Origin of the sequence: Rhodococcus sp. MS13, assembly GCF_013277835.1 — a bacterium.
Taxonomy (GTDB): Bacteria; Actinomycetota; Actinomycetes; order Mycobacteriales; family Mycobacteriaceae; genus Rhodococcus_F; species Rhodococcus_F erythropolis.
Genome location: NZ_VBTL01000011.1, coordinates 150,747 through 174,505, shown reverse-complemented (window position 1 = coordinate 174,505; position 23,759 = coordinate 150,747). Strand labels below are relative to the sequence as shown.

19 protein-coding genes are annotated in these 23,759 nt (G+C 64.3%); 4 read left to right on the top strand and 15 right to left on the bottom strand.

Annotation, left to right across the window (positions count from 1 at the left end):
- Nucleotide 1: 1 nt before the first annotated feature.
- A complete protein-coding gene (locus FEZ59_RS22495; protein WP_019749393.1) occupies nucleotides 2-661 on the bottom strand; it encodes a response regulator transcription factor in 660 nt (219 codons plus the stop codon).
- Between the two features lie 176 nt (nucleotides 662-837).
- Here FEZ59_RS22495 and FEZ59_RS22490 point away from each other — a divergent pair, with 176 nt between their 5' ends.
- On the top strand, nucleotides 838-1,299 hold the full coding sequence (locus tag FEZ59_RS22490) for a hypothetical protein (protein ID WP_172933244.1): 462 nt from the start codon (nucleotides 838-840) through the stop codon (nucleotides 1,297-1,299).
- A gap of 91 nt (nucleotides 1,300-1,390) precedes the next feature.
- On the opposite strand, the gene FEZ59_RS22485 is transcribed toward FEZ59_RS22490, so the two are convergent.
- From FEZ59_RS22485 to dnaK, 9 genes are all read right to left on the bottom strand, one after another.
- Nucleotides 1,391-2,566, bottom strand: coding sequence for an NADH:flavin oxidoreductase (locus tag FEZ59_RS22485; protein WP_024487410.1), 1,176 nt, complete (start codon nucleotides 2,564-2,566; stop codon nucleotides 1,391-1,393).
- Nucleotides 2,567-2,698: 132 nt separating this feature from the next.
- Nucleotides 2,699-3,418 (bottom strand): ABC transporter ATP-binding protein, encoded by a 720-nt coding sequence (locus FEZ59_RS22480; RefSeq protein ID WP_020723665.1) that lies wholly within the window; start codon nucleotides 3,416-3,418, stop codon nucleotides 2,699-2,701.
- Entirely contained in the window at nucleotides 3,418-5,268 is a 1,851-nt protein-coding gene (locus FEZ59_RS22475; RefSeq protein ID WP_097387723.1) for a branched-chain amino acid ABC transporter ATP-binding protein/permease, read from the bottom strand. Before FEZ59_RS22475 ends, FEZ59_RS22480 begins: the two co-directional genes overlap by 1 nt.
- A gap of 1 nt (nucleotide 5,269) precedes the next feature.
- Nucleotides 5,270-6,127, bottom strand: coding sequence for a branched-chain amino acid ABC transporter permease (locus FEZ59_RS22470; protein ID WP_019749388.1), 858 nt, complete (start codon nucleotides 6,125-6,127; stop codon nucleotides 5,270-5,272).
- A complete protein-coding gene (locus tag FEZ59_RS22465; RefSeq protein WP_019749387.1) occupies nucleotides 6,124-7,338 on the bottom strand; it encodes an ABC transporter substrate-binding protein in 1,215 nt (404 codons plus the stop codon). Before FEZ59_RS22465 ends, FEZ59_RS22470 begins: the two co-directional genes overlap by 4 nt.
- 334 nt (nucleotides 7,339-7,672) lie before the next feature.
- Nucleotides 7,673-8,080: a helix-turn-helix domain-containing protein gene (locus tag FEZ59_RS22460; protein WP_020906601.1), complete on the bottom strand. Its 408-nt coding sequence runs from the start codon at nucleotides 8,078-8,080 to the stop codon at nucleotides 7,673-7,675.
- Nucleotides 8,080-9,252: a molecular chaperone DnaJ gene (gene dnaJ / locus FEZ59_RS22455; protein WP_172933243.1), complete on the bottom strand. Its 1,173-nt coding sequence runs from the start codon at nucleotides 9,250-9,252 to the stop codon at nucleotides 8,080-8,082. Before dnaJ ends, FEZ59_RS22460 begins: the two co-directional genes overlap by 1 nt.
- A gap of 22 nt (nucleotides 9,253-9,274) precedes the next feature.
- On the bottom strand, nucleotides 9,275-9,871 hold the full coding sequence (gene grpE / locus FEZ59_RS22450; protein WP_019749385.1) for a nucleotide exchange factor GrpE: 597 nt from the start codon (nucleotides 9,869-9,871) through the stop codon (nucleotides 9,275-9,277).
- A complete protein-coding gene (gene dnaK / locus FEZ59_RS22445) occupies nucleotides 9,868-11,721 on the bottom strand; it encodes a molecular chaperone DnaK (protein WP_019749384.1) in 1,854 nt (617 codons plus the stop codon). The genes grpE and dnaK overlap by 4 nt, the downstream gene beginning before the upstream one ends.
- 262 nt (nucleotides 11,722-11,983) lie before the next feature.
- On the opposite strand from dnaK, the gene FEZ59_RS22440 reads away from it, so the two are divergent.
- Both FEZ59_RS22440 and FEZ59_RS22435 read left to right on the top strand, forming a co-directional pair.
- Nucleotides 11,984-12,559: a hypothetical protein gene (locus tag FEZ59_RS22440; protein WP_019749383.1), complete on the top strand. Its 576-nt coding sequence runs from the start codon at nucleotides 11,984-11,986 to the stop codon at nucleotides 12,557-12,559.
- The gene (locus tag FEZ59_RS22435) at nucleotides 12,556-13,560 is read left to right on the top strand and encodes a TIGR03617 family F420-dependent LLM class oxidoreductase (RefSeq protein WP_060939117.1); all 1,005 of its coding nucleotides are present in this window, start codon (nucleotides 12,556-12,558) and stop codon (nucleotides 13,558-13,560) included. The genes FEZ59_RS22440 and FEZ59_RS22435 overlap by 4 nt, the downstream gene beginning before the upstream one ends.
- A 19-nt stretch (nucleotides 13,561-13,579) precedes the next feature.
- Here FEZ59_RS22435 and FEZ59_RS22430 read toward each other — a convergent pair whose 3' ends face one another.
- From FEZ59_RS22430 to FEZ59_RS30305, 5 genes are all read right to left on the bottom strand, one after another.
- On the bottom strand, nucleotides 13,580-14,224 hold the full coding sequence (locus tag FEZ59_RS22430; RefSeq protein WP_019749381.1) for an NAD(P)H-dependent oxidoreductase: 645 nt from the start codon (nucleotides 14,222-14,224) through the stop codon (nucleotides 13,580-13,582).
- Nucleotides 14,225-14,247: 23 nt separating this feature from the next.
- The gene (locus tag FEZ59_RS22425) at nucleotides 14,248-15,831 is read right to left on the bottom strand and encodes an MFS transporter (RefSeq protein WP_019749380.1); all 1,584 of its coding nucleotides are present in this window, start codon (nucleotides 15,829-15,831) and stop codon (nucleotides 14,248-14,250) included.
- 104 nt (nucleotides 15,832-15,935) lie between these two features.
- Nucleotides 15,936-17,420 carry a dynamin family protein gene (locus FEZ59_RS22420; protein ID WP_172933242.1) on the bottom strand — a complete coding sequence of 495 codons (1,485 nt, stop codon included), beginning with the start codon at nucleotides 17,418-17,420 and terminating at the stop codon, nucleotides 15,936-15,938.
- Nucleotides 17,417-19,285 carry a dynamin family protein gene (locus tag FEZ59_RS22415; RefSeq protein ID WP_172933241.1) on the bottom strand — a complete coding sequence of 623 codons (1,869 nt, stop codon included), beginning with the start codon at nucleotides 19,283-19,285 and terminating at the stop codon, nucleotides 17,417-17,419. The genes FEZ59_RS22420 and FEZ59_RS22415 overlap by 4 nt, the downstream gene beginning before the upstream one ends.
- 123 nt (nucleotides 19,286-19,408) lie before the next feature.
- Nucleotides 19,409-21,694, bottom strand: a complete 2,286-nt coding sequence (locus FEZ59_RS30305; RefSeq protein WP_046378121.1) for an IniB N-terminal domain-containing protein — start codon at nucleotides 21,692-21,694, stop codon at nucleotides 19,409-19,411.
- Nucleotides 21,695-22,029: 335 nt separating this feature from the next.
- Between FEZ59_RS30305 and FEZ59_RS22405 the strand changes: the two genes are divergently transcribed.
- Nucleotides 22,030-23,751 (top strand): Hsp70 family protein, encoded by a 1,722-nt coding sequence (locus tag FEZ59_RS22405; protein ID WP_172933240.1) that lies wholly within the window; start codon nucleotides 22,030-22,032, stop codon nucleotides 23,749-23,751.
- The last annotated feature ends 8 nt before the right edge of the window (nucleotides 23,752-23,759 follow it).

Sequence of the window (23,759 nt, the reverse complement as noted above, 5' to 3'; positions counted from 1 at the left end):
TTCACTCCAACAGACCCTGCCGCATCGCGGCGGCGACGGCGGCACCTCGATCGTTGACTCCGAGTTTCTCGTAGAGGCGCTGCACGTGGGTTTTGACGGTCGAAGGCGCAAGAAAGAGCTGGGAGGCGATGGTGGGGATACTGGCGCCCTGTGCGATCAATCCGAGAACTTCACGCTCACGGGCGCTGAGAGTCGGGCCGGACGGCTCGCTACGGCGACGCACCTCCCCCACCAGTCCGGCAGCGATGCTGGGCGGCAACACATCTCGGCCCGCGGCGCAGTCGAGCACGGCGCTCACGATCTCGGCCCGGGTGGATTCCTTCGGCAGGAATCCGGCAGCACCCGCCTGCAGAGCCTGATACACGACGGACGATTCGTCGTGAGCACTGAGCAGGAGCACCCTGGTCGGCAACTCGTCTCGAACCACTGCTGCTGCCACCTGGGTCCCGTCCAGGTGCGGCATCCGGAAATCGATCAGCGCCACCTTCGGGCGTAATTCCCGAATCATTGCGAGCGCAGCTGCGCCGTCGTCGGCCTCGCCCAGAACGTCGATGCGGTCACTGCCGGTCAGGGCCCGAACCACTCCCTCACGAAACAACGGGTGATCGTCGCCGACCACCACGGAAACCTTGCCGACCACCGGCTTCGTGCCTTCTCGCATTGCTCACTTTCTCACGCCCGTACCAGCAATGCGAGCACTTGCGCCTCCCCCGATCGGGGGACACGCGATTCAACCCCGCCACGGCCCCGTCGGCGGACATACAGCAGCCCTGATTCGCGACAAGATTGATTCATCGCCGAGAACGGCAACCACACACCAGCCCAGGAGCAGACATCATGCGTACCAACACCACTCGCTTCGTAGCAGTCACCGCGATCGCCCTCGCTCTCGGCGGAACCGCACTGGGAACCGCGGCGGTCGCCAACGCCGGCACCATGCCGACCGACGGCCCGACGGTTGCCATGACCATCACCAACAACACCGACAACCCGATGCTGCTGGAGAGCGCGTCCAACCCCTACGGACAGTGGATCAACGGCCCCCGCTCCTACCTGGCTCCGCACACGACCGAAATCGTCACCGCCTACAGCAGCGATCCGCGCGGCATCGGTGTCGACGTCACCTACAACGTGGCCGACGGAGTCCAGACCGTCATGGCGGCCAACAACTACGCCGGCAACCCCACCCTCGACGGGACCCGCATCATCGGTGACCCGACGCACGTCATCCTCACCGACTACATGGCCACCGGCTACCCCACGATGAACGCCTCCTACGACGTCTTCACGCAGAACTGAACCGAGCGTTGAAGCAACCACGAACTTGATCCGCTACGGCCCACGACCCGGTATCCGCATGGATGTCGGGACGTGGTGTGCGCTGACCAGCTCAGACGCGTTCGACCAACACGCAGCGGGCACCACTGAAGATCGTAGGCATGCACTTGTTGCAGTGGATGCACAGTGATTGGGTATCGGATTCGGCTGCGATCCGATTGATCAGATCCGGTTCTCTGAGCAGTGCCCGTGCCATGGCGACGAACTCGAACCCTTCCGCCATTGCGGTATCCATGCCCGCTTTGTCCGTGACACCGCCGAGCAGCACGAGCGGCAACTTCACCGCAGCACGGATCTGCCGAGCCTCTTCCAGCATGAACAGCGGCTTGTACGGATAGGCATGCAACATGCTCTTGCCCACCAACTGCACACCGAGTCGAACAGGCTGGGGCATCGCGGCGGCAAACTCGCGGATCGGCGCATCGCCCTTGAACAGGTACATCGGGTTGAGCAGTGAGCTACCCATCGTCAACTCGAGCGCATCGACACTTCCGGATGCCTCGAGCCACTGCGCCACCTGGATTGCTTCGTCCACCCAGAATCCGCCTGGCACACCGTCGTCCATGTTCAGCTTGGCCAAGATCGCGATCTTGTCGCCGACTGCATCGCGCACACTGCGCGCAGTTTCGAGTACGACGCGAGCCCGATTCTCGAGCGATCCGCCGTAAGAATCCTTACGCCGGTTCAATTTCGGACTCAGGAACGAGCTCGCGAAATAGTTGTGGCCGAAGTGGATCTCGACGGCGTCGAATCCTGCCTCGACGGCAAGTCGCGCAGCGCTCCCGTGCGCCGCCGCAATTCTGGTGATGTCCGCTGTGGTGGCAGTGCGAATCATCCTCATGCTCAACGGATTGAACGAACTCGACGGTGCCAGCGCAGGCAGTCCGGTCGACTTCTGATTCGCGACGGGGCCGGCGTGCCCGAGCTGCGCCGATGCTGCTGCCCCTTCGGCGTGAATGGCATCGGTGAGTCGTCGCAGTCCGGGGAGGGCATCGGGCCGCATCCACAGCTGGCCGTATTCGGTGCGCCCTTCCGGTGCCACGGCGCAATACGCGACGGTGGACATCCCGACTCCGCCGGCTGCCGGGCGGCGATGGAACTCGATCAGCTCATCGGTGACCAGGGCGTCGGGAGTTTTGCCTTCGAATGTCGCGGACTTGATGATTCGATTTCGCAAGGTCACCGGGCCCAGCTTTGCCGGGGCGAGCACGTCGGGAGCAGTCATCAAGTTTGCCTCTCACAGGGGTTGTTTGCTGGACGGTAGATCGATGGTCCAGAGCTGGCCAGCCCCCGTGCCACGGAGCGGGAGAACAACTTCAGCCCGGCCGAGGTGGCCGGGCTGAAGTGACGTCGCTGCAGATCAGATGCGTCCGAAGTACGCGTCCTTGAGCACTGCCAGGTCGTCGATGTCCTTGGCGTCGGCGTCGAGGACCACCTTGCCGATGTCGAGGACCGTCACGTGATCGGCGACGCTCATCGCGGCCTCCACTGCCTGCTCCACCAGCAGAACAGCCAGGCCGGTTTCCTTGAGCTGCTGGACGCGGTCCATCACCTCACCGACGATCACCGGAGCCAGCCCGCCCGACGGTTCGTCGAGAAGGAGCAACCGCGGCTGCGCCATCAGCGCTGCGCCGATCGCGAGCATCTGCTGCTGACCGCCCGACATGGAACCGGCGGGAAGCGCACGCTTCTCCCCCAGGATCGGGAACATCTCGTACATGGACTCGACGGATTCCATCAGCTCGCCGCGCTTTGCCTTGCGGGTGTACCCGCCCAGCAGAAGGTTCTGCTCGACGGTCTGCTTGTGAAAGACCCGCTTACCCTCCTGCACGTACGCCATGCCCTGCCGCACCCGCTTGTGCGCGGGAACTCCGGTGATGTCGGCACCGTCCATTTCGACGGTTCCAGAGGCCACCTTGTTGAGACCGGACAGAGCACGGAGCGTGCTCGTCTTGCCTGCACCGTTGCGTCCGAGCAGGGCTGTCACCTGACCGGGATAGACGTCGAACGAGACATCCCAGACGACGCGCAGATCGCCGTACCCGGTCTGCAGGTTACGGACCTTCAGAATCGGTTCCATCACTTCACCTCGCTGGTCTGATGGTCTACCGCGCCGATTTCTTCGAGCAGCGCATCCTCATCACCGGACTTGACTCCGAGGTATTCGCTCAACACGCGCGGGTGATGTTCGATCGTCGCCGCATCGCCGGTGGCGATCACCTGCCCCTGCGCCAGTACCACGATCTCGTCGGCCAGCGAGAGCACGAGGCGGAAGTTGTGCTCCACCAACACCACTGTGGCCCCGGCATCACGCAGTACCCGGATCAGATCTGCCAGGCGTTCGAGTTCGTCCTCGTCGAGTCCGGACGCAACCTCGTCGAAGAGTACGACCCTCGGCTCGGCGATGACGGCGCGAGCAACTTCGAGCATGCGACGCATCCCCAGGGGCAGCGACGTCGCGATCTCGTTGCGCAGGTGCGACATCCCCACGAGCTCGAGAACACGCTCGGCCTCGACGATGTCGGCCTTCGCGATCCTGCGGAAGCTGGGCAGGCGAAGCACAGCCGACGCCATCGACGCGCGGTGCACCGAATACCGTCCGGATGCAACAGCTTCCAGAACCGTGATGTTCTCCGGAATCGTCGGAGTTTGGAACGTGCGCGCCACCCCCACGCGCGCCACCTTGTGCGGCGACGACTGCGAGACCACCGTGTCACCGATTGTGATCACGCCGGCGTCCGCGGTGTAGAAGCCGCAGATCATGTTGAGCATGGTCGTCTTACCCGAACCGTTGGGCCCGATCAACGCGGTGACCTTACCGGCCTCTGCGGTCAGGGTTGCCGCATTGAGTGCCTGGTTACCACCGAATGCCTTGGACACTCCGTCGACCACCAACCGAGCGCCATTGATCGGCGCCAGTTCCGGTGTTCCGCCGCTGTTTTCCTTTGCGACGACTACGCCCAGGCCGGCCCTGCGATCGAGTTTCGAGACGATCGCTCGCCCGACCTTGGTCAGCCCACCGGAGAGCAGCACACCGCCGATGATCAGGAAGCCTCCGTAGAAGATCAGCGAGTATTCCTGAAATGCCGTCGACTGGTTGGGACCGAGCTGCATGATCGCGGCACCGACTACGGCGCCGTACACACTTGCCGCACCGCCCAGGATGGATGCCGCCAGAACCGCTGTCGCAAAGGTGAACCCGAAGGCTTCCGGCGAGATGAACAGGTCGGTATTGGCGAACAACGCACCCGCCAGACCGGCCGGGAACGCACCGATCGCATAGCCGAGCAGTTTCATCCGGAACACCGACACACCCTGCGACGACGCCAGCACCGGCGACTGCTTGAGCGTGCGGAACGCGATGCCGTGGCGCGAGACCACCAGGTTGCGCATCACCGCGAACCAGAGGACGGTCACCACGACAACCACCATGTAGTACTGCTGGGTGTCGAGTTCGGAGCCGAAGAGCGTCGGCGGCTCCATACCGGTGAGGCCGTTTCGGCCGCCGGTCTTGCCGCCGAAGATCGCCAGTACGTCCGGCACGAGCAGGACCAGGAAGAACGACGTCATCGCCAGGGACCAGTTGCCCAGTCGCAGACCGGGAACGCCGGTCAAGATGCCGACGCCCAATGCCACCGCACCGGCCGCAGCGAGCTGGACCAGGATGTCGGTGTGACCGGCCTGGGACATCAGACCCGCGGTGTATGCACCCGCCGCGTACATCGCGGCCTGGCCGAGCGCCAGTTCACCGGCAAAGCCGAGGCTCAGGTTCAGGCCGCTGACCACAAGTGCCAGGATGCAGGCCAATTGAATCTGCCGTGATGTCGACAGGTCGAGCCCCATCACGGGCAGCAGCAAGATCACTACCGCCAGGACCAGCGGGATGATCCAGCTCGGAAGGGAACGGAAAGTCCGCCACGCGCTAACCATTTCACACCACCCGTTCTCGGACGTTGCCGAACAAGCCGGCAGGTTTGACCATCAAGATGATGATCAGCACCGTGAAGACGGCGATATTGCTGTACTGACTTCCCGCCCACAGGGCGGTGAACGATTCCACCAGGCCGACGGTCAGGCCGCCGATCAAAGCGCCTGGCAGAGAGCCGAACCCGCCGATCGCCAACGCCACGAATCCCTTGAGGGCCAGCGCGGCACCCAACGTCGCAACTGCAAACGTCTTGGGGCCGACAAGGAGTCCGAGGACACCGGCCAATGCACCCGAGAAGGCAAACGCACCCAGCGCCAACCGTCGTACGTTGACTCCTCGCAGCATCGCCGCTTCACGATCCTCGGAGATGCCGATCAGAGCCAGACCCGTCATGGTCTTCTTCGAGACGTAACTCAACCCGATGACCAGTGCGATCGCCGCAACAAGCAGAGCGATCTCGACCGGGTAGGTACGGCCGCCGAGTAGGGTGATCGGTTCGTTCGATCCGAAGAACGGAACCGTGAGAGGTTCACTACCCCAAATCAATTGAGTTGCACCATTGAGCAGCGTGGCAACGCCAAGCGTGGTGACCAGCTGGTTCTGGTGATCGGCCACCGGTCTGATCGCGACGATCTCCTCGACCGAGGCGAGGAGCATCACGGTCACGGTTGCCATGACGGCCACCACGAGAACGGGAAGTTTCAGGGTTACGAGACCCGTGTAGGCGACGAAAGTGCCCACCATCATCAGCTGAGCTTGAGCGAAGTTGAAAGTGTTGGAGGAAACGAAAACGATGTTGTACCCGATGGCAACCAGCACGTAGACCGCGCCGAGCGCCAATCCGGACCACAGAATGGTCATGACGCAGCCGGGTTTCCGAACTGACCGTTGAGGATCTTCGTCGGGCTGATGAACTTCAGCTCACTGGTATCCGGGTTCGGGCCGTGGTTGTCAGAGCTGAAGTTGTAGCGCGAGAGGAATGCGGTCTTGGCATTCTCCTGAACCTCTGCGGTTTCCAGTGCTTCGGCGAGCTTCTTCGGATCGGTCGAACTGCCGACCTTCTCCGCTGCTGCCGCGACGAGGGGGAATGCGTCGTAGTTGTCCGCGAGGATCAGCGTCGACGGGATCGAGCCCAGCGACGCCATCGTGTCCACCATCGTGTTGACGAGCGCGTTGTTCGGATCGAACACCGTGCTGGTGAACACCTGCGTCACCAGGTTCTTCACCTGCGGGGTGCCGAGCACGCCGGCGGGCGGATCATTGGCGATGAGGTTGGTGGCAGAGACCGACGTGTTGCCGATCAACGGCACGTCCCAGCCGAGTCGCTCCAGGCTCTGCAACACGTATCCGAGCGGGGCGCCGTACGCGTCCAACGCGATTGCCGTTGCACCGGCATTCTTGAGGGACTGCAACTGCGCCGTCATGTCCAGAGCAGCGGCGTCGTATTCTTCGTTGCCGGCAGCCTTCAGACCGACCTTCTCGAGCGCACCGGTCATCTCCTCGCCGAAGAGTTCACCGTAAGCGGTACTACCGTGCAGGACTCCGACGCTGCTGTAGCCCTTGGTCTTTGCATACTCGGAGATGCCGCGAGCGGTGTCGGTCGCGCCCGGAGCCAGGTCGAAGTTCAGCGGGAACTTCGAGGGGTCCGTGGAATCGGGAGAAGGCGCCATGCTCAGCGAGAGGATGTTGTTCTGCTTGAGGATCGGGAGAACCGCAGCCGCGATCGACGAAGGACCCGAGTTGAGGTAGAGGTCAGGCTTGTTCCCCGAGTTGATGGCTTCGCGCAGCTTGGTGACAGCGATGGTTGCATCACCCGCGTCATCGACAGTGGTGAGCTCGATCTGACGGCCGCCGATGCCCCCGGCCTCGTTCTGGACCTGAACGCCGGCCTTCGTGGCCAGCAGGGAAGTCTGCGAGTTCGCCGCGAGAACACCCTGCGCACTGATCCCGCCGGTCAGCAGGACGCGGTACGGCGAATCCGCGCCACCTTCGGACTCCGAAGAACCACTACACCCCGCGAGAGCCAGAGCCGTCACGGCAACTGCCGCAACAAGAATGGGCCGACGATTCATGTCTGCACTCCTAGAACACATGTATGCACCGAACGTCAGGCGAATACCTGACGAAAGAAGGATCGGCCGGTGGGAACGCCTGATTTCGAGCACCAGCCAACCAAGCACCCGCTTGATGATCTAGCAAGCAGTTGCTTGGGTTGGAGCATAGAATGTGATCTGGATAACGTCAAACGCACAAAAGAGGAGTCATGGAAGCGGACGCTATGCATATTCGGGCGGCCTCGACAGACCGATTCCCGCTGGGTGGAAACGCCAAAACGGCCCCACGCCCTGCGGGATTCGATGAGGTGAATCCGAGCAGGGCGTGGAGCCGTTTGCGTAAAGGTCTGAACTATCGCTGGTTTCGTGGCTTCCAAACCACCAACGCGTTGTTGCGTGGAATCGGAACGAGGTCCCGGCGATAGCCCGCATGGACTTTCGCGATTTCCTCGGCCAGTTCGCGGACGCGATGCTGCAGAGCCTCGACCTGGTTGGTCAGTTCGATGATCCGTTTGATTCCGGCGAGGTTGACGCCCTCGTCCTGCGAAAGCCGTTGCACTTCACGCAGAAGCGCAACATCACGCGGGGAGTAGCGTCGTCCGCCACCAGTGGTTCGGTGAGGGGTGACCAAACCGAGTCGATCGTAGTTACGCAAGGTCTGCGCATGCATTCCGGCCAACTCGGCTGCCACCGAGATCACGAAGATCTGGGCGTCAGGATCGACCGTCGCATCCCATTGATTCTGCGGTCGTTCGGTCATCATGCACCGGCCCACCCGGCCCGTGGATCGAACCCGCTCGCCTTCTCGGCTTCGAGATAGGTCTTCAGCGCTTCGATCGCCGGGTCGTCCAACTTCTGCGGGACGGATACCTTGACGGTGACCAGAAGGTCGCCGGCCCCCTCGGGACGCTTGGGGATGCCGCGTCCGCGAACTCGCAGAATGCGTCCGTCCACCGTTCCGGCCGGAACCTTCACTCCGACACGGCCGTCCAGGGTCGGCACGGACAGTGTCGTCCCGAGCACCAGTTCGCCGTAGCTCACCGGAACCGTCAGCGTCAGATCGTCGCCGTTACGGCCGAAGACATTGTCCGGCTTGACGCGGATGTTGACGAACAGGTCACCCGCCGGAGCTCCGCGGAGACCCGCTTCGCCCTTGCCCTTGAGTCTGATTTTCTGACCGTCGCTCACGCCTGCCGGCACGCGAACCGTGATGGTCCGTGTCCGGTTGGTGACGCCGCTACCGTGGCAGTCCTCGCAAGGCGAGTCGATGATCGAGCCGGTTCCCCGGCAGTCGTCACACGGCTCACTGAATCCGAATGCGCCCTGGTTGCGGCTGACCACGCCGGTTCCGTTGCAATGCGGGCACACTCGCGGGCTGGTGCCCGGCTTTGCGCCGCTGCCGTGACACGTGGTGCACGACGTCGGGCTGGTCAGACGAAGTGGGACCGTGACACCGAGCGCCGCTTCGCGGAAGGCGAGCGTCGTCTCGGTCTCGAGGTCCTTGCCTCGACGCGGGCGGTTGGGCGCAGCTGTGCGCTGGCCCGCTCCCCCACGATTGAACAATCCGCCGAAGATGTCTCCGAGACCCGAGTCCTGCCCGCCGGCACCGCCGCCGAACAGGTCGTTGATGTCGAAACCACCAGCGCCGGGGTTGAATCCACCGCTACCTTGCGCACGGGGACCGAAGCCTCCGCTGGCAAAGAGGCGCCTGGCCTCGTCGTACTCCTTGCGCTTGTCCGGATCAGACAGAACGGCATGAGCTTCACTGACGGACTTGAAACGCTCTTCGGCCTTCGCATCGTCAGGGTTGGCGTCGGGATGAAGATCCCGGGCCAGCTTGCGATACGCCTTCTTGATTTCGTCGGCCGTCGCGGTGGACGAGACGCCCAGCTCCTTGTAGAAGTCCTTCTCGATCCACTCCCGTTGACTCACTGGGCGTCTCCTCCTCTCACTCTTACTTCGCTTCTTGTTCTGAACCGTCTGCAGGCTTGTCGCCTACCCGGTCCGTCACGGCCACCATTGCGGTCCGAAGGACCCGGTCGCCGAGCTTGTAACCCTTGCGCATGACCGTCCCGAGTACGGGGTCGTGGCCTTCGCCTTCATGCTGCACCGCTTCGTGGAGTGCGGGATCGAAATCGTCGCCCTCGTTACCGAAGTCGGTCAAACCCAGACCCGTCAGGGTCGTGTTGAGCTTGTCCGCGAGTGCACGCAGTGGACCTGATTCGAGGTCACCGTGTGCCCGAGCGCGATCCAGGTCGTCGAGGATTCCGATGAGTTCGGTGATGACCGAAGCGCGCGCGGTTTCCTTGATGACCTGCTTGTCACGCTCGACGCGACGACGGTAGTTGGTGAACTCCGCCTGAAGTCGCTGCAGATCCGCAGTTCGTTCGGCGAGCTGATCGGTGGCGGATGCTTCCTCCACGATCGACTCTGCTTCCTGAACTACCCCTGTGTCTTCCGAGTCGAGCGGCGGCAGGGATTCCCCCGCCGCCTCTCCCTGTGCACCGGTCTCGGGGTCGACCGGGTTGTTCTCGGAGTTGTCCGAGGTCACTTCTTGTCCGAGTCGGTGGGCTCGTCGACAACCTCGGCGTCGACGACGTCGTCGTCATTGCCTGCGCCGTCGGTGTTTCCGGCCTCGTTTGCAGCGGAAGCCTCGTAGATGGCCTGGCCCAGAGCCTGCGACTCGGTGCCCAGCTTCTCCACTGCGGTCTTCACTGCAGCGATGTCGGTGCCTGCCAGGGCGTCGTTGACATCCTTGACCGCTGCCTCGACCTTGGTCAGGATCTCCTCGGAGACCTTGCCCGCGTTCTCACCTTCACGCTGCTCCTTGACGAACTTCTCCGTCTGGTGGACCAGCGACTCGGCCTGGTTGCGGACCTCTGCCTCTTCGCGACGTGCCTTGTCTTCCTCGGCGTGAGCCTCGGCGTCCTTGACCATGCGCTCGATCTCTTCCTTGGACAGACCGGAGCCGTCCTGGATCTTGATCGTGTTTTCCTTGCCGGTGCCCTTGTCCTTCGCCGTCACGTGCACGATGCCGTTGGCGTCGATGTCGAAGGTGACCTCGATCTGCGGAACGCCACGCGGGGCGGGCGGCAGATCGGTGAGCTCGAAGGAGCCGAGCAGCTTGTTGTGCGAAGCGATTTCGCGCTCACCCTGGAAGACCTGGATCTGCACCGAAGGCTGATTGTCGTCAGCGGTGGTGAAGGTCTCGGAACGCTTCGTGGGGATGGTGGTGTTGCGCTCGATGAGCTTGGTCATCACGCCACCCTTGGTTTCGATACCGAGGGAAAGCGGCGTGACGTCGAGGAGCAGAACGTCCTTGACCTCGCCCTTGAGCACGCCGGCCTGGAGTGCGGCGCCGACGGCGACGACCTCGTCCGGGTTGACACCCTTGTTGGGCTCACGGCCACCAGTCAGTTCACGAACCAGATCGGAGACTGCCGGCATACGGGTGGAGCCACCGACGAGCACGACATGGTCGATGTCCTTGACAGCGATTCCGCTGTCCTTGATCACTGCCTGGAACGGCGCACGGGTGCGATCGAGCAGGTCCGAGGTGATCTTCTGGAACTCGCTGCGGGAGAGCTGCTCGTCCAGGAAGAGCGGGTTCTTGTCCGCGTCGACCGTGATGTACGGGAGGTTGATGGAGGTGCTCTGCGAGCTGGAGAGCTCGATCTTCGCCTTCTCCGCAGCCTCACGCAGACGCTGCAGGGCCATCTTGTCCTTGGTCAGATCGATGCCGTTCTGAGCCTTGAACTTGTCGACCAGCCAAGCGACGACGCGCTCGTCCCAGTCGTCGCCACCGAGGTGGTTGTCACCGGAGGTTGCGCGAACCTCGACGACGCCGTCGCCGATTTCGAGCAGGGAGACGTCGAAGGTGCCGCCACCGAGGTCGAAGACCAGAATGGTCTGCTCGGTGTCACCCTTGTCCAGTCCGTATGCCAGTGCAGCCGCGGTGGGCTCGTTGACGATACGAAGGACGTTGAGGCCGGCGATCTGGCCGGCTTCCTTGGTTGCCTGACGCTGTGCGTCCTCGAAGTATGCGGGGACGGTGATGACGGCGTCGGTGATGTCTTCGCCGAGGTAAGCCTCCGCGTCACGCTTGAGCTTCATGAGCGTGCGGGCGCTGATTTCCTGCGGCGTGTACTTCTTGCCGTCGATTTCCACGTTCCAGTCAGTGCCGATGTGGCGCTTGACGGAGCGGAGGGTGCGGTCGACGTTCGTGACTGCCTGGTTCTTCGCGGGCTGACCGACGAGAACCTCGCCGTTCTTGGCAAATGCGACCACCGAGGGGGTGGTACGTGAGCCTTCGGCGTTGGCGACCACTACGGGCTCGCCGCCCTCCAGCACTGCAACTACCGAGTTGGTCGTACCGAGATCGATACCGACTGCACGAGCCATAGTGTTCCTACCTTTCGTTCTGCGGTTCTCTGCCCGAGTGGTTGATCTCGAACATGACCGCGAGTTTTTCGCTTGGTGAGCGTCCTCCGCTCAAGTTTGCCTCCGACCGTGGCCGGGAGTCAACTTGAAGTTGAGCCGAGGGCGCTCAAGCTTGTCGAAATGGTCAACTACAGCCCACGTAGATTTGTTCCCGCCTTCCCCGAAAAGCCGAAAAAGTGCGCCACATCACGTCCGAATCTCTCCGAATGGCTACGATCGGCCGGTGACCGATCCCGACAATTCTCCCGTTCGACCTGCTCGACCGGCGCCGGCGCGCCCGGCACCCGAGCGACCCGACGTCTCGGTTCGGCCGCTCCGACCTGCAGCGAACGACGAGATGCCCAAGGCCGTGACCTTGTCCACCTCTGCCTGGATCGGCTCGTTCGTCGTCCTGGCCGGTATCGCCGGAGTGGTAGTCACCAGCCTCGACGACGTCCGGTCAGCCCTCGAAGAATCGACTGCGCGCGACAATCCCGGATACTCGTCCACCGACATCTCCGATGCCGTGACGGTCGTCCTGGCCGGCAGTGGCGGCGGCGCTCTCGTCCTGATCCTGCTCGCACTCATGAGCCTTCAACTCCTCCGTGCCCGCAAGAACGCCGGGCGGGTGATGACGGCGATCGTCGGAGCCCTCAGCATCGCGGCCGGACTCGGCTTCATGTCTCTGGTCGACGGCGCCGCGGATATCGGCGCCGGAGTTCTGAGATGGGGTCCGATTCTCTACTGCGTCCTTGTAGCAGTGGCGGCGATCGCTCCGTTTGCTCCCGGTGTCAGCACCTGGCTGCGAGTACGCCGATGAAGGTTCACGTACAACTCGACTCCGCGCCGGGCGCGGGCGCTGCTCGCAGCCGTGAACTCGCGGACACCGGCGCCGGTGGCCTGTTCACCTTCGAGGGACCACACGACGTGTTCTTCCCGCTCGTCGAAGCGGCATCGGCCGTCGACCTCGACCTGATGACCAACGTCGCCATCGCATTCCCCCGCAGTCCCATGCATCTGGCGCATTCGGCCAACGACCTACAGTTGCTCAGTCGCGGCCACTTTCGCCTCGGTCTCGGATCGCAGATCAAACCGCACATCGAAAAACGCTACAGCGCAACGTGGTCGCGTCCAGCGGCCCGCATGAAGGAGACGGTCGCAGCGGTCAAGGCGATCTTCACGGCGTGGGAGAACACCTCGACGCTGAACTTCCGCGGCGAGTTCTTCACCCACACTCTGATGCCCCCGACGTTCGATCCAGGCCCCAATCCCTATGGACCGCCGCCCATCCTGATGGGTGCGCTCGGACCGGTGATGACCCGGACGGCGGCGGAGGTGGCCGACGGACTCCTGGTCATGCCGTTCCACACGCAACGCCATTTCCTCGAACGAACACTTCCGGCCGTCGATGCCGGCCTCCGTGAATCCGGCCGCACCCGAGACGAATTCACGATCATCCCGCAGGTCATCGTCGGCGTCGGCCGCGGCGACGATCAACTTGCCGCGGCCGCCCGAGGCGTCCGAGCCCTGCTCTCGTTCTACGGTTCGACGCCCGCATACCGTCCGGTGCTCGACGTCGAAGGGTGGGGCGAGGTCCAACCGGAACTCAATGCCCTGTCGAAGCGAGGTGGTTACGCCGACATGGCATCACTGATCACCGATCCGATGCTGACCACACTCGCCGTCGTCGGCACCCCCGAAGAGTGTGCTGCCGAGATTCGGCGGCGGTTCGGCGAGCATGCCGACGAAGTGTGCTGCTACTTCCCGGGTTACGACGTAGAGCCGGCTGACGTGGCGTCGATGATCTCGCTTCTCACCTGAACCTGGTCGAACTTCCTGATCAGGCCCCCAAGGTACGGGCCAGCTCGGTCAACGACTCCCGGGCAGCACGCAGGCTCGCGTCACCCTGCTCGATCAGCGGTGCCATCGCCGGAATACGCTGCGCCAAAGTCAGTTCCGCGGTGATGACGGAGACATCCATTCCCATCGACACCCCGAGCACCTGAACGAGTGGCGGGACGGTGTGATCGTTGGCCTCGTTCCCCGAGCCCGGCGCATAGGTGTTCCCACGGCTGGACACGATCACCACGGGCTTACCTGCGAGCGGCTGAGTGCGCGTGTCGAAAGGCACCGTAGTCCCCAGGACGTGCACGTAATCTATCCACGCCTTCAACGTCGACGGGATCGACCAGTTGTACATCGGCGCGCCGATCACGACTACGTCTGCAGCGGTAAGTTGCTCGATGACCCGAGCCTGTAGTGCTTCCGCGGCGGGATCCGGAATCTCTCCCTCGACCCGCAAACGTGGTGCATAGTGCAGAGCCGCGTCCGCGAGGTGCGGCAAGGGATCCCGGTGCAGGTCCACCGTCACCGTCGTGTGATCCGGACTGTTGTTCGACCACTGCTGAGCGAACAGGGCGGTGAGATCACGAGAGGTCGAGTTGTGGAGTTCGGCAGACGAATCGATGTGAAGTAGCTGTGGCATCCTTCATCAGTACCAGAGCGCGCTCAACTCTTCTCCGCGGCGAGATCGGATTCTGCCGCGTACTGCGCCAGCAGGACACGTTCGCGCTCGCGGCGCGGATAGAAGAACGTCACCACCGCGGCACCGGCACACACGATGATGATCGCCGCGATGTAGGCGTTTGTATCCCCGTCCAGGAAGGCGTTTTTGGCGGCGGTCATGATTTGGTCCGCGTATTGCGGGTAGCGTTCCGCGAGAACTTCGGCGCTGGAGAAAGATTTGGTGAGCGCGGCCTGAGTTTCGGGAGTCACCTCGGATGCGTTCGGCGAGGACGAGATCGCATTCCCCAACGATTTTGCGTACCCGGCCGTGAGTATTCCGCCGAGAATCGACTGCATGATGGCGCCGCCCAGGTCGCGTTGCAGGTCCGAGGTTCCCGACGCCATACCAGCGCGGTGCACGGGAACGGATCCGGTCAGCGAACGCGATGCCGGTGTGCCTGCCAGGCCGACCCCGATCCCGACAAGCGCATAGGCCAGCGCGACCTGCCAATACTGTGTGCTTTCGTTCCACAGGAAAAGCGCGACAAACAACCCGAGAACCACGAACAGGTAGCCGGAGAGCAGCGTGACGCGGGCGCCGTACCTTTCGATCATGGTCGCCGAGCGCGGCGCAACGATCACCATCGCCAGCGCAGCCGGAATGATCGCCGCACCGGCTGCCAGCGTCGAGTAGCCGAGGACGTTCTGCAGGAACTGCTGGCCGATGAACATCGCGCCCATGAGCGAACCGAACACGACCAACCCGCCCACCGCCGCGACCCAGAAGGTCGGGCGCGCAGCTACGTGAAGATCGAACAGCGGATTGACCGCGCGTCGCTGTTGCAGGAAGAACCCGATACCCGCGACGACCGCTATCGCCCCGAGCACCAGAGCCAACGTGCCCGAACCCTTCACCGGCGCAAAGTTGATGGACAGCACCAGCGCCCCGATGAAGACGATCGACACTATGCCTCCGAGGTGATCAACTCGCTCGGTCGTCTCGTTGACGTGCGCGGGCACCAACACCAGCGAACAGATCAGTGCCACGAGAGCCAACGGAAGGGTGACGAAGAAGACCGAACCCCAGTGAAACTGCTCGAGCAGCGCCCCCGAGACGATCGGACCGAGTGCTGAAATCGCGCCACCGATTGCGGACCACATGGCAATCGCCTTGGTCCGTGCCGGTCCGGCCCACAGCGCCGTGATGATCGCCAGCGTGGTCGGGAATGCAAGACCTGCCGAGACGCCTCCGACTATCCGAGCAAGGAACAGCACTTCGAAGTTCCCGGCGAATCCAGCCACGATCGACGCCGGAATAGACAGCGCCATGCCGGTGACCAGCAGCATCTTGCGGCCGTATCGGTCTCCCAACGCCCCAAGGTAGAGCACCGTTCCGGCCAGGCCCAACGAGTACCCGACCGCGATCAGGTTCAGTTGCGTCTGGCTGGCGTCGAAGGCCCGCCCGATGTCCGGCAGCGCGACATTCGCGACCGAGAGATTGAGATTCGCGACCGCAGCGACCAGGATGAGCGTCCCCAGGACGAGGGTGGCTCGATCCGGTGAAGCGGACTTGATGTCACTCGCCATGCGCGTGCTCCCATCGAGGTGGGACCCGAACCTGGGAGTTATGTCCGGGTCATCCCGAACTCAAGATAGAACCCTCTCCAAGCGCTCGCACAGTGAACGGGTCCCTATTCGGGCACAATTTCAGCCAAGACGCCCTCGGCGCTGCGGGCAGCAACCAGGCAGGCGCGGGAGGTGAACCTGTCGAAGAGCGGATGCCTGGACAACTCCCGCCATCGCCGGACAGCCGCGGTAGCCCGCGCACGCTGGACCTCCGGCGATTCTTCCGGTTCGCAGCCCAACCGGTCACTGGCCCGGATTCCGTAGCCACCGATCAGCCTTTGTAGTTGTGCCAGGTCGTCGGGTGGCAGATCTGTGTGTACCGAACGAAGTCGCCCGAGCAGGCGAAGTTCGTGGAAACCGTGAACATCGGCAAGCAACCGTTGTGCCTCCGCCGCGATCAGATCGCCTTCCTCACTCGGATCGGCTTCGAGGATTCGGCCCAACGTCACCAGCGCGGTGTGCGATTTCAGTTGATCCGCGCGCTGCCCGAACTGAACGTCGATCACCTGACGAAGGTCGTCCAGTCCGCTTCGCTCCAGCAATTCGGCTGCCAGACTCGGCGAATCAGTGGCACCCAGCTTTATCGACGTCACGGCGAGGCGAATTCCGAAGAGCCCGAACCGATCGGCCAATTGCGCCCGCATCGCCGCGTCGACCGGGAGCGGACTGTCCTGCCTGGCAAAACGATCCGCGGAGAGCAAGGCCAGGCTCAGATCCTCGGATGAAACCTGCGCGAGCGCCGAGAAGGCAGCGAACTCGCTCTGCCGCATCGTCCGTGCGGCGAGTGCCAGCAGACCTGCCACGGGAACCACCGACTGGCACAGGCCGGTTCGCTCCAATTCCTCGGCAAATCGTGCCGCGACGTCCTTCGCCGAAGACAACGCATCGAGCCTGCCTGCGCCGACCTCGTCGGCACGCGAGAGAACACCGATCACTCCGAGCGGGCCGGATTCTCCGCCGACATGATCAGCGATCTTCCCGAGGAACTGCATGTCACTGGCGTTCAGGGCGCGCAGCAGGTAGACCACCGCGTCCGCGCCGGGCGCACCACCATCGGGAACCAGCATGTCCCAGGTTCGGGCCGAAACCTCGGTCGAGAGCGACGACGTACCTGGGGTGTCGATGATCGTCGTACGAGCCAATGCCGAAGACGGCCAGTCGACGTCGATGCGGTCCACCGAGTCTGCGGTGTACTCCCCCAGATCGAACGTGAGCCTGCCGTCGCGGCGCGTCACCGGTACGTTGAACTCGGCACCGTTCTCAGCCGTCGCAGTCACCTGGGGCGTTGTCCCGTTCCGATACCAGGTGACGACGCGCGTGCACTCCGTCGCGTCGGTAGGCGCTATATCCTGTCCGACAAGCGAATTGAGCAGCGTCGACTTCCCCGCCTTGAGGGAGCCGGCGAGCGCCACTCGGAGTGGCTCGCCGAGTCGGGCAGCGCATTCGTCCAACTGGGCTCGCGTCTGCGGCTGGTCCGCGTAGACCCGTCTGGCCTGGTCGATCAGAGCATGTGCCGACTCCACAGCGGTCACGGCGGTCGTGGCACTCATGCGTTGGTCACCTTTGCCGGAGCAGGAGCGGGAGTTTCGCCGATCAGCGTTCCGGCAACGGCGTCAAGCTCTGAGACGACGCGCATGTCGGTCTCCAGACGCTTGATACGAGCGGCGTGTTCGCTCGACTCCAACTGCGCAGCTTCCTGCGTGGCGCGGAGGGATTCGTTGATCGAGCGCAGCGCCTGCTCGGCGATGTCGGTGAAATGATCCCGCAGAAGCCGCTGCACCAGGCGGAGGCGGTCCTTCGACTCCTTGCCCACCTGGAAGCTGACGTCGTCGGCGAACCGTCGGATAGCCGCTTTCGCCTCGGCCCGACGCTTGAGCACCTGTGCTTGTTTGTCTTCGCGATAAGCCTTGGTACCCAGCAGAACCCCGGCTCCGATGGAGATCGGGTTGACCAGTGCCATGCCCATCATCGTGGTGATCAAGCCGAACATCAATACGCCGCCGTACGAGCCGCGCATGCCGACCAGGACCTTCTGAGTGATGCCGATACGGCCGGATTCGAGGTCCGACAACGCGCCAACCGGTTCCAGGAAACCGTCGGTGTCGGCGACGTCGAGATGCGGGAGCGCGACGTCGCCGGTCTCCGCGAAGTGCTGCGCCACAACTTCTGCCAACCATTGAGCTCGATCGTGAGCCCACACGAAGTTGTCACCGATAGCGGTGGCGATCTCCTGTTCGAGCCACTCCCCCACTACGTCCCAGTCCTTACCTGGATCGCCTTCGTCGACCGTCTCTTCGGCCTGGCGGGTGACCCGGCGCAACCGGTCCCGGAGGTCGTGATCGATGTCGGCGGCAAGGTCTGCAATGCCGTCGCCGAGGCTCTGTTGCCAGAGCGAGGTCTTCTTGTGCAGTTCCTCGGCCGCTGCCCGGGCACGCTGCAGGCCGGCGACCGCCGCTTGAGCGGTGGACGGATCCTTCAGCGCCGCAAGCTCACTGCCCATCTCCAACGTCAGATGTGCTGCCGAGGAACGCACGTCCATCGCAACTGCGCGTCGCGTGTTCGACTCGGCACGCGCAACCACGTTGTCCCGCAGGAACTGATAGAGGTCCAGAAATCCGGATTCCGTCTCGAGTTCCTTGTCCCCCAGCCTCAGTGCGTGCGACCGCAGTACCGAGGAGATCGGAATGAGCGGCAGGTCCAACCCGGCGCGCTGGAGATGTCCGCGATCGGCGTCGAGGATCTGTCGCCAGTGCGGGTACAGATCGGTCTTGCTGATCAGACCGGCCACCGCAGGACACAGATTGACGACCTGGCGGATGAATCCCAGCTCGGGTTCGGTGAACTCCTGACTGGAGTCCGACAGAACCAACACGGCATCGGCCGCAGTGATCAATCCCAATGTTCCTGCAGCATGCGGATTTCCATGACCACCGACACCGGGGGTGTCGATCAGAACCAAACCGTCGGCCAACAGCGGACTGGGAACACCCACTTCCACACGCAGAACTTCACGCCCTTCGGCGCGAGGCGTGGCCGGGGTGATCCCCATCAGTTCTTCGAGCGGGAGGGGCACCCGGATGGGCGCCGCACCCGGATCGGCGAGAATCAATTCGGCGACCGCGGTCTCCGCGTACTGCACGACCGTCGCCACGGCAGTGGTCTCGTCGTCACCGACCGAACACACGTCGATGCCGAGCAGAGAATTGACGAACTGGCTCTTGCCCTGTTTGAGGGGACCGACCACCACGATACGAATACGTGGATCATTGACTCTGACCTGAGCATTCTCGAGTCGGCGCACCAGATCCGTGCGCCCGAAATCCTTCGCCACGACGGCTGTTCGTTCGAGCAACGACGCCGTCGACGACGCGACGCGCGCCTTCCGACTGCTTACCTGACTCGCTGAATCACTCATGAGCTACGTTGACCCGCAATTCTTCCCGACTCGAATATCCGGCCCTGCGAACGCATAGCGCACGCAGGGCCGGATTTGTTACATCAGGTCATTTTGACCGATTTCAGTTCCTGCGTCAGCAGATCAGGGATGCAGGTGGTCGACAACCGCAACCGGGTCGATGTGATCGACCGGTGCTGCAACCGAATCCTCGGCGAAGAGCGAGTGTCCGGTATCGGCGCTCAGTCCCGAATCGGAGCCCGCACCGAAAGCGTCGGTCGCATCGATCGACGACCACGGGTTCAGCGCACCGGTCAAGGAACTTGTCAGGTCGGACACGCCGCTGACTGCTCCACCGAGGGATCCACCCAGGTCAGCGACTCCGCCGCCGCCAACGGTACCGCCACCGTCGACGGTGCCACCGGCAGCCGCGGCTGCGTCGGCACCGATCGAACCTGTCACGTCGGTGACTGCTCCGACAGCCCCGCCGAGCGATCCACCGAGATCGGTGACGCCGTTCAGTGCTCCGCCGAGCGACCCACCCAAACCAGCCGCAGCGTTCGTGGCGGCGTCGAGACCTGCTGTTGCGTCGAGACCTGCTGTTGCGTCCAGAGCACCGCCCACCGTTGCTCCGAGGTCGCCGGTCACACCACCGAGGTTCAGGCCGTCTGCCGCGATGCTTCCGAGGTCGACGGAAGGCAGTTCAGCGGAGATCGGGCCAAGGTTCACTGCGCCGAGGTCGACGGAGGGCAGGTCGGCGCCGATCGAACCGGTGTCGATTCCGCCGAGGTTCAGTGCCGTGTCCAGCGCTCCACCGAGTGCGCCTTCGGCACCGAGAACGCTGTCGAGAGAGCCCCCCAGCCCGAGGCCGGCGCCCAGCGCACCATCCAGCGCGCCGGTGAGGTCCGTGCCCACGGAACCGACAGCACCCAAGCCGCCTGCACCTGCGAGAGCGGTGTCGAGAGCCGCAGCCACACCGGCTGCCAAGCCTGCTTCGCCGCCCAGGCCGAGTGCACCACCGAGGTCGATTCCGGTAAGTCCGCCTGCGCCCAGCGCTGCGTCGAGTGCGCCGCCGAGACCGCCCGCCAGCCCGGCATCGACGCCGAGTGCCGAACCGAGGACACCTTCGAGAGCCGTCGACAGATTCGCACCGCCGCCCAGAGCCGCTGCGAGGTCTGCGCCGAGACCGCCTTCGAGGTCGAGTGCTCCCCCGAGCAGTCCACCGAGTGCGCCGCCCAGGTCGGCTCCGACCGTTCCGCCGGCACCGAGGGCGCCGGAGAGTGCCGCGCTGAGCTGCGCGCCCAGGTCTGCACCCCCGCCGAGTACGGCGTCGAGGTCGAGTCCTCCGCCGAGGCCCAGTGCTGCGTCGAGTGCGCCGCCGAGTGCAGTTTCCAAGCCGCCGCCGACGCCGAGCGCTCCTCCGAGTGCGCCGCTCAGGGCTGCACCGAGATCGAGGCCGCCCGCGATATCGGTGAGAACGCTGACATCCGTGATCGCTCCGAGGACGCCGCCGAGTGATGCACCCAGATCAGCGCCGATCGTGCCGCCGGCTCCCAGGACACCGGAGAGCGCGCCGGACAACGCCGTGCTGAGGTCGCCCGTCAGAGCGCCGGCCAGATCGAGGCCGCCGCCCAGTGCAAGGGCGGATTCCAGTGCGCCGGTCAGGCTCGCGCCCAGTTCGCCGCCGATGTCGAGGAGACCGCTGAGGTCTGCTGCGCCGCCGAGGAGTCCACCGAGAGCCAGTCCGAGGTCGGCTCCGAGGTCGCCACCGATGGCAAAGACGGGTGCGAGGGCTCCGCTGAGCCCCGCCGTCAGGTCGAGTCCGCCGACCGCGCCGATGGCGGCGTCGAGGGCTGCGCCCAGTTCCGCGGTCAGACCGCCGGTCACTCCGAGGGCGCCGCCCAGAGCCGCGCTGAGCTGTGCGCCCAGATCGAGAGCTCCTTCGAGATCGAGTGCACCGCCGAGGCCCAGGCCGGCTTCGATGACGGCGCCGAAGGCTGCGCCGAGGTCGGCACTGATCTCGCCGCCGATGGCAAGCGCAGCGCTGAGGGCTGCTGCGAAGTCGCCGACCAGGTCGAACTGGCCGCCGAGGGCGCCTCCGACTCCGAGGCCTGCACCGGCACCGAGACCCAGGCTGCCGCCGAGGCCGCCACCCAGTCCACCGGTGAGACCACCACCGATTCCGAGACCGCCGCCGATGGCACCCGCAGCGGACGCGCCGGCGTTGACGATCGCGGACAGGTCGGCGCCGCCACCGGCAAACAGTCCGGACTCGGCAACCAGCGGAGCGACGGCGACGATGTCGGCGGGGCTGACGTCGCACAGACCGGCAGCGTTGAGTGCCGCGGTCGGGTTGGCGCAGTAGTTGGCAGCTGCCTCGTCGTCACGAAGTAGCCCGAGGATGAATTCGAGTACGGCGTTCGTTGCCATGGCGGGTTCTCCTGAAGGTCGTTGACCGGGTTGTTGCCGGTGGGTTGTTGCCGGTGATCCGGAAACTGGTGCGCTGCCAGAGGTAGCGAGTGGAATCAACGCTAAGAACTTTTGCGACTGGGGCCAACGGGGAGCACCCCCCTCTTCTGCGTGGACAGACGGGGAAGCCCCCTACGGGGTACGCCCGCTCGGAATAGGGGGATTTGCTCCGATTAGGGGATCGGTCCCCTACTTCGCCGCGACGCCTCCGATCCGGTAACGATCTAGGTCCTGAAACCGACATCGCAGACAACCGCGACAGTCCTTCTGTCGCCCACGACCAGGGGAGTTCGTTCATGGCGGCAGGGCTCGGCATCAGCATCGGTTCGGCCACTCTCGTAGCTGTCACCGACGGCTCGACCGGTGAAACGCAACAGGTCCGCTTACCCAGTGCGCTGCAATTGGACGACGGAACCGTCATCACCGGATTTGTCGAGCGCGTCGGAGACCCGATCCCGATACTTGCCGCCGACGGTACCGAGTACCGCGGCGAGTCTCTCGCAGCGACAGCGGTAGGCGCGCTCGTCGGCCAGGCTGGCGGCGAAGAAGGTCCAGCTGTTGTCCTGGCTCACCCGGTGGGGTGGAATCGTCACACAGCACGCACCATGGAGTCCGCGCTGGACGACGCCGGGGTTCACGGGGCTACTCTCGTCGCCGAACCCGCGGCCGTCATGGCGTGGCTCGCCGCTTCCGGAAACGCTGCCAACGACGGTCTGACCGTCGTCTACGACCTCGGCGCTCGCTCGCTCGACGTCACGATGATGTCCACGACCGGCGGACGAAGCGAGATCTTCGGAAAGCCACTGCGCAGCGAGGACATCGGCGGCGACGAATTCGATCACCTCGTCACCGTGCACCTGCTCGATGCGGTTTCCGACCACTTCGCAACCCTTGATCCCTTTGCTCCCGAGACGATTGCAGCGCTGGAAACTCTGCGCGAGCAAGCCCGCGCAGCCAAGGAGGAACTTTCCACCGAGACGGAAACCGTTGCTCGCGTGACGCTTCCCGGCGCCGTCAGCGACATTCGACTGGTTCGTTCCGAGCTCGAGGATCTGATCAGGCCCGCCCTCACCGAATCGGTGGCCTTGGTTCGCGAAAGCCTGCGATCTGCCGGCGTCGAGTCCAGTGATGTCAATCAGGTTGTTCTGGCCGGCGGAAGCTCGTCCATTCCCCTTGTCGCCGAACTACTGTCCGCGGAGCTTCGTGTTCCGGTAATCGCCGACGCCGATCCCGCGTCGTGCGCGGCGTCCGGCGCCGCGGCACTCGCCCTCGACGCCCGAGACTCGCACGTGCCGGCCGCCGCCACTGCAGTGATTCCCGCCGAGCCGTCGCGCAAGCCCGCACCGGTTCCTGCCTTCTCGACTCCGTTGCTTGCCGAGCCGACAGAGGAAGAGAACACGGCGACTCGACGCTCGTCGAGGGTGGGCGTCGTTGCTGCGGTGGTAGGAGCGTTCATCGTGCTCGCCGCAGGCGGACTCGGAATCGGAACGGCCATGGACAAGATCAACGTTCCGTCCAGTTCGGCGGACACCACCAGTGAGTCCACCTCGTCCACCGCTTCGACCACGCCGGGCTCTACCCCCGGCAGCACCACGGCAGCCGAAGCAGCAGGCACCGGATCCACGACTGCGAACAACGTTACTCAGAACAATCAGCCCGGCTCTCCTGCTGCCGCAGGCGGTTCGACGACGGTACCAGGGGCAGTTCCGGTTGCCGGCGCACCAGCTGGATCTGCTCCCGCACCAGGTGAGACCGCCCAGTCGGCGCCTGCACCTGCCGCACCCGGCGCCCCGGCGCCCGCACCGGCTCCCGCCCCGGCACCGGCGCCCGCGCCCGGAGCAGGCGTCGGAACCGGTATCGGTGATGCTGCGACCGGCATCGGCAACGGTGTCGGCGGTTTGGTCGACGGCGTCGGGGACGGTGTCGGCGGCGTGGTCGGAGGTCTCGGTAACGTCGTCGGTGGTGTCGGAAACGTGGTCGGTGGTGTCGTCGGCGGCGTCACCGCGCCGATCCGCTGACCGGCGGG

Excerpts from the sequence above, each read along its gene's own strand:
- FEZ59_RS22495 (WP_019749393.1), bottom strand. The coding sequence starts at position 661 with ATGCGAGAAGGCACGAAGCCGGTGGTCGGCAAGGTTTCCGTGGTGGTC.
- FEZ59_RS22490 (WP_172933244.1), top strand. The coding sequence starts at position 838 with ATGCGTACCAACACCACTCGCTTCGTAGCAGTCACCGCGATCGCCCTC.
- FEZ59_RS22480 (WP_020723665.1), bottom strand. The coding sequence starts at position 3,418 with ATGGAACCGATTCTGAAGGTCCGTAACCTGCAGACCGGGTACGGCGAT.
- FEZ59_RS22475 (WP_097387723.1), bottom strand. The coding sequence starts at position 5,268 with ATGGTTAGCGCGTGGCGGACTTTCCGTTCCCTTCCGAGCTGGATCATC.
- FEZ59_RS22470 (WP_019749388.1), bottom strand. The coding sequence starts at position 6,127 with ATGACCATTCTGTGGTCCGGATTGGCGCTCGGCGCGGTCTACGTGCTG.
- FEZ59_RS22465 (WP_019749387.1), bottom strand. The coding sequence starts at position 7,338 with ATGAATCGTCGGCCCATTCTTGTTGCGGCAGTTGCCGTGACGGCTCTG.
- FEZ59_RS22460 (WP_020906601.1), bottom strand. The coding sequence starts at position 8,080 with ATGACCGAACGACCGCAGAATCAATGGGATGCGACGGTCGATCCTGAC.
- dnaK (WP_019749384.1), bottom strand. The coding sequence starts at position 11,721 with ATGGCTCGTGCAGTCGGTATCGATCTCGGTACGACCAACTCGGTAGTT.
- FEZ59_RS22435 (WP_060939117.1), top strand. The coding sequence starts at position 12,556 with ATGAAGGTTCACGTACAACTCGACTCCGCGCCGGGCGCGGGCGCTGCT.
- FEZ59_RS22430 (WP_019749381.1), bottom strand. The coding sequence starts at position 14,224 with ATGCCACAGCTACTTCACATCGATTCGTCTGCCGAACTCCACAACTCG.
- FEZ59_RS22425 (WP_019749380.1), bottom strand. The coding sequence starts at position 15,831 with ATGGCGAGTGACATCAAGTCCGCTTCACCGGATCGAGCCACCCTCGTC.
- FEZ59_RS22420 (WP_172933242.1), bottom strand. The coding sequence starts at position 17,420 with ATGAGTGCCACGACCGCCGTGACCGCTGTGGAGTCGGCACATGCTCTG.
- FEZ59_RS22415 (WP_172933241.1), bottom strand. The coding sequence starts at position 19,285 with ATGAGTGATTCAGCGAGTCAGGTAAGCAGTCGGAAGGCGCGCGTCGCG.
- FEZ59_RS30305 (WP_046378121.1), bottom strand. The coding sequence starts at position 21,694 with ATGGCAACGAACGCCGTACTCGAATTCATCCTCGGGCTACTTCGTGAC.
- FEZ59_RS22405 (WP_172933240.1), top strand. The coding sequence starts at position 22,030 with ATGGCGGCAGGGCTCGGCATCAGCATCGGTTCGGCCACTCTCGTAGCT.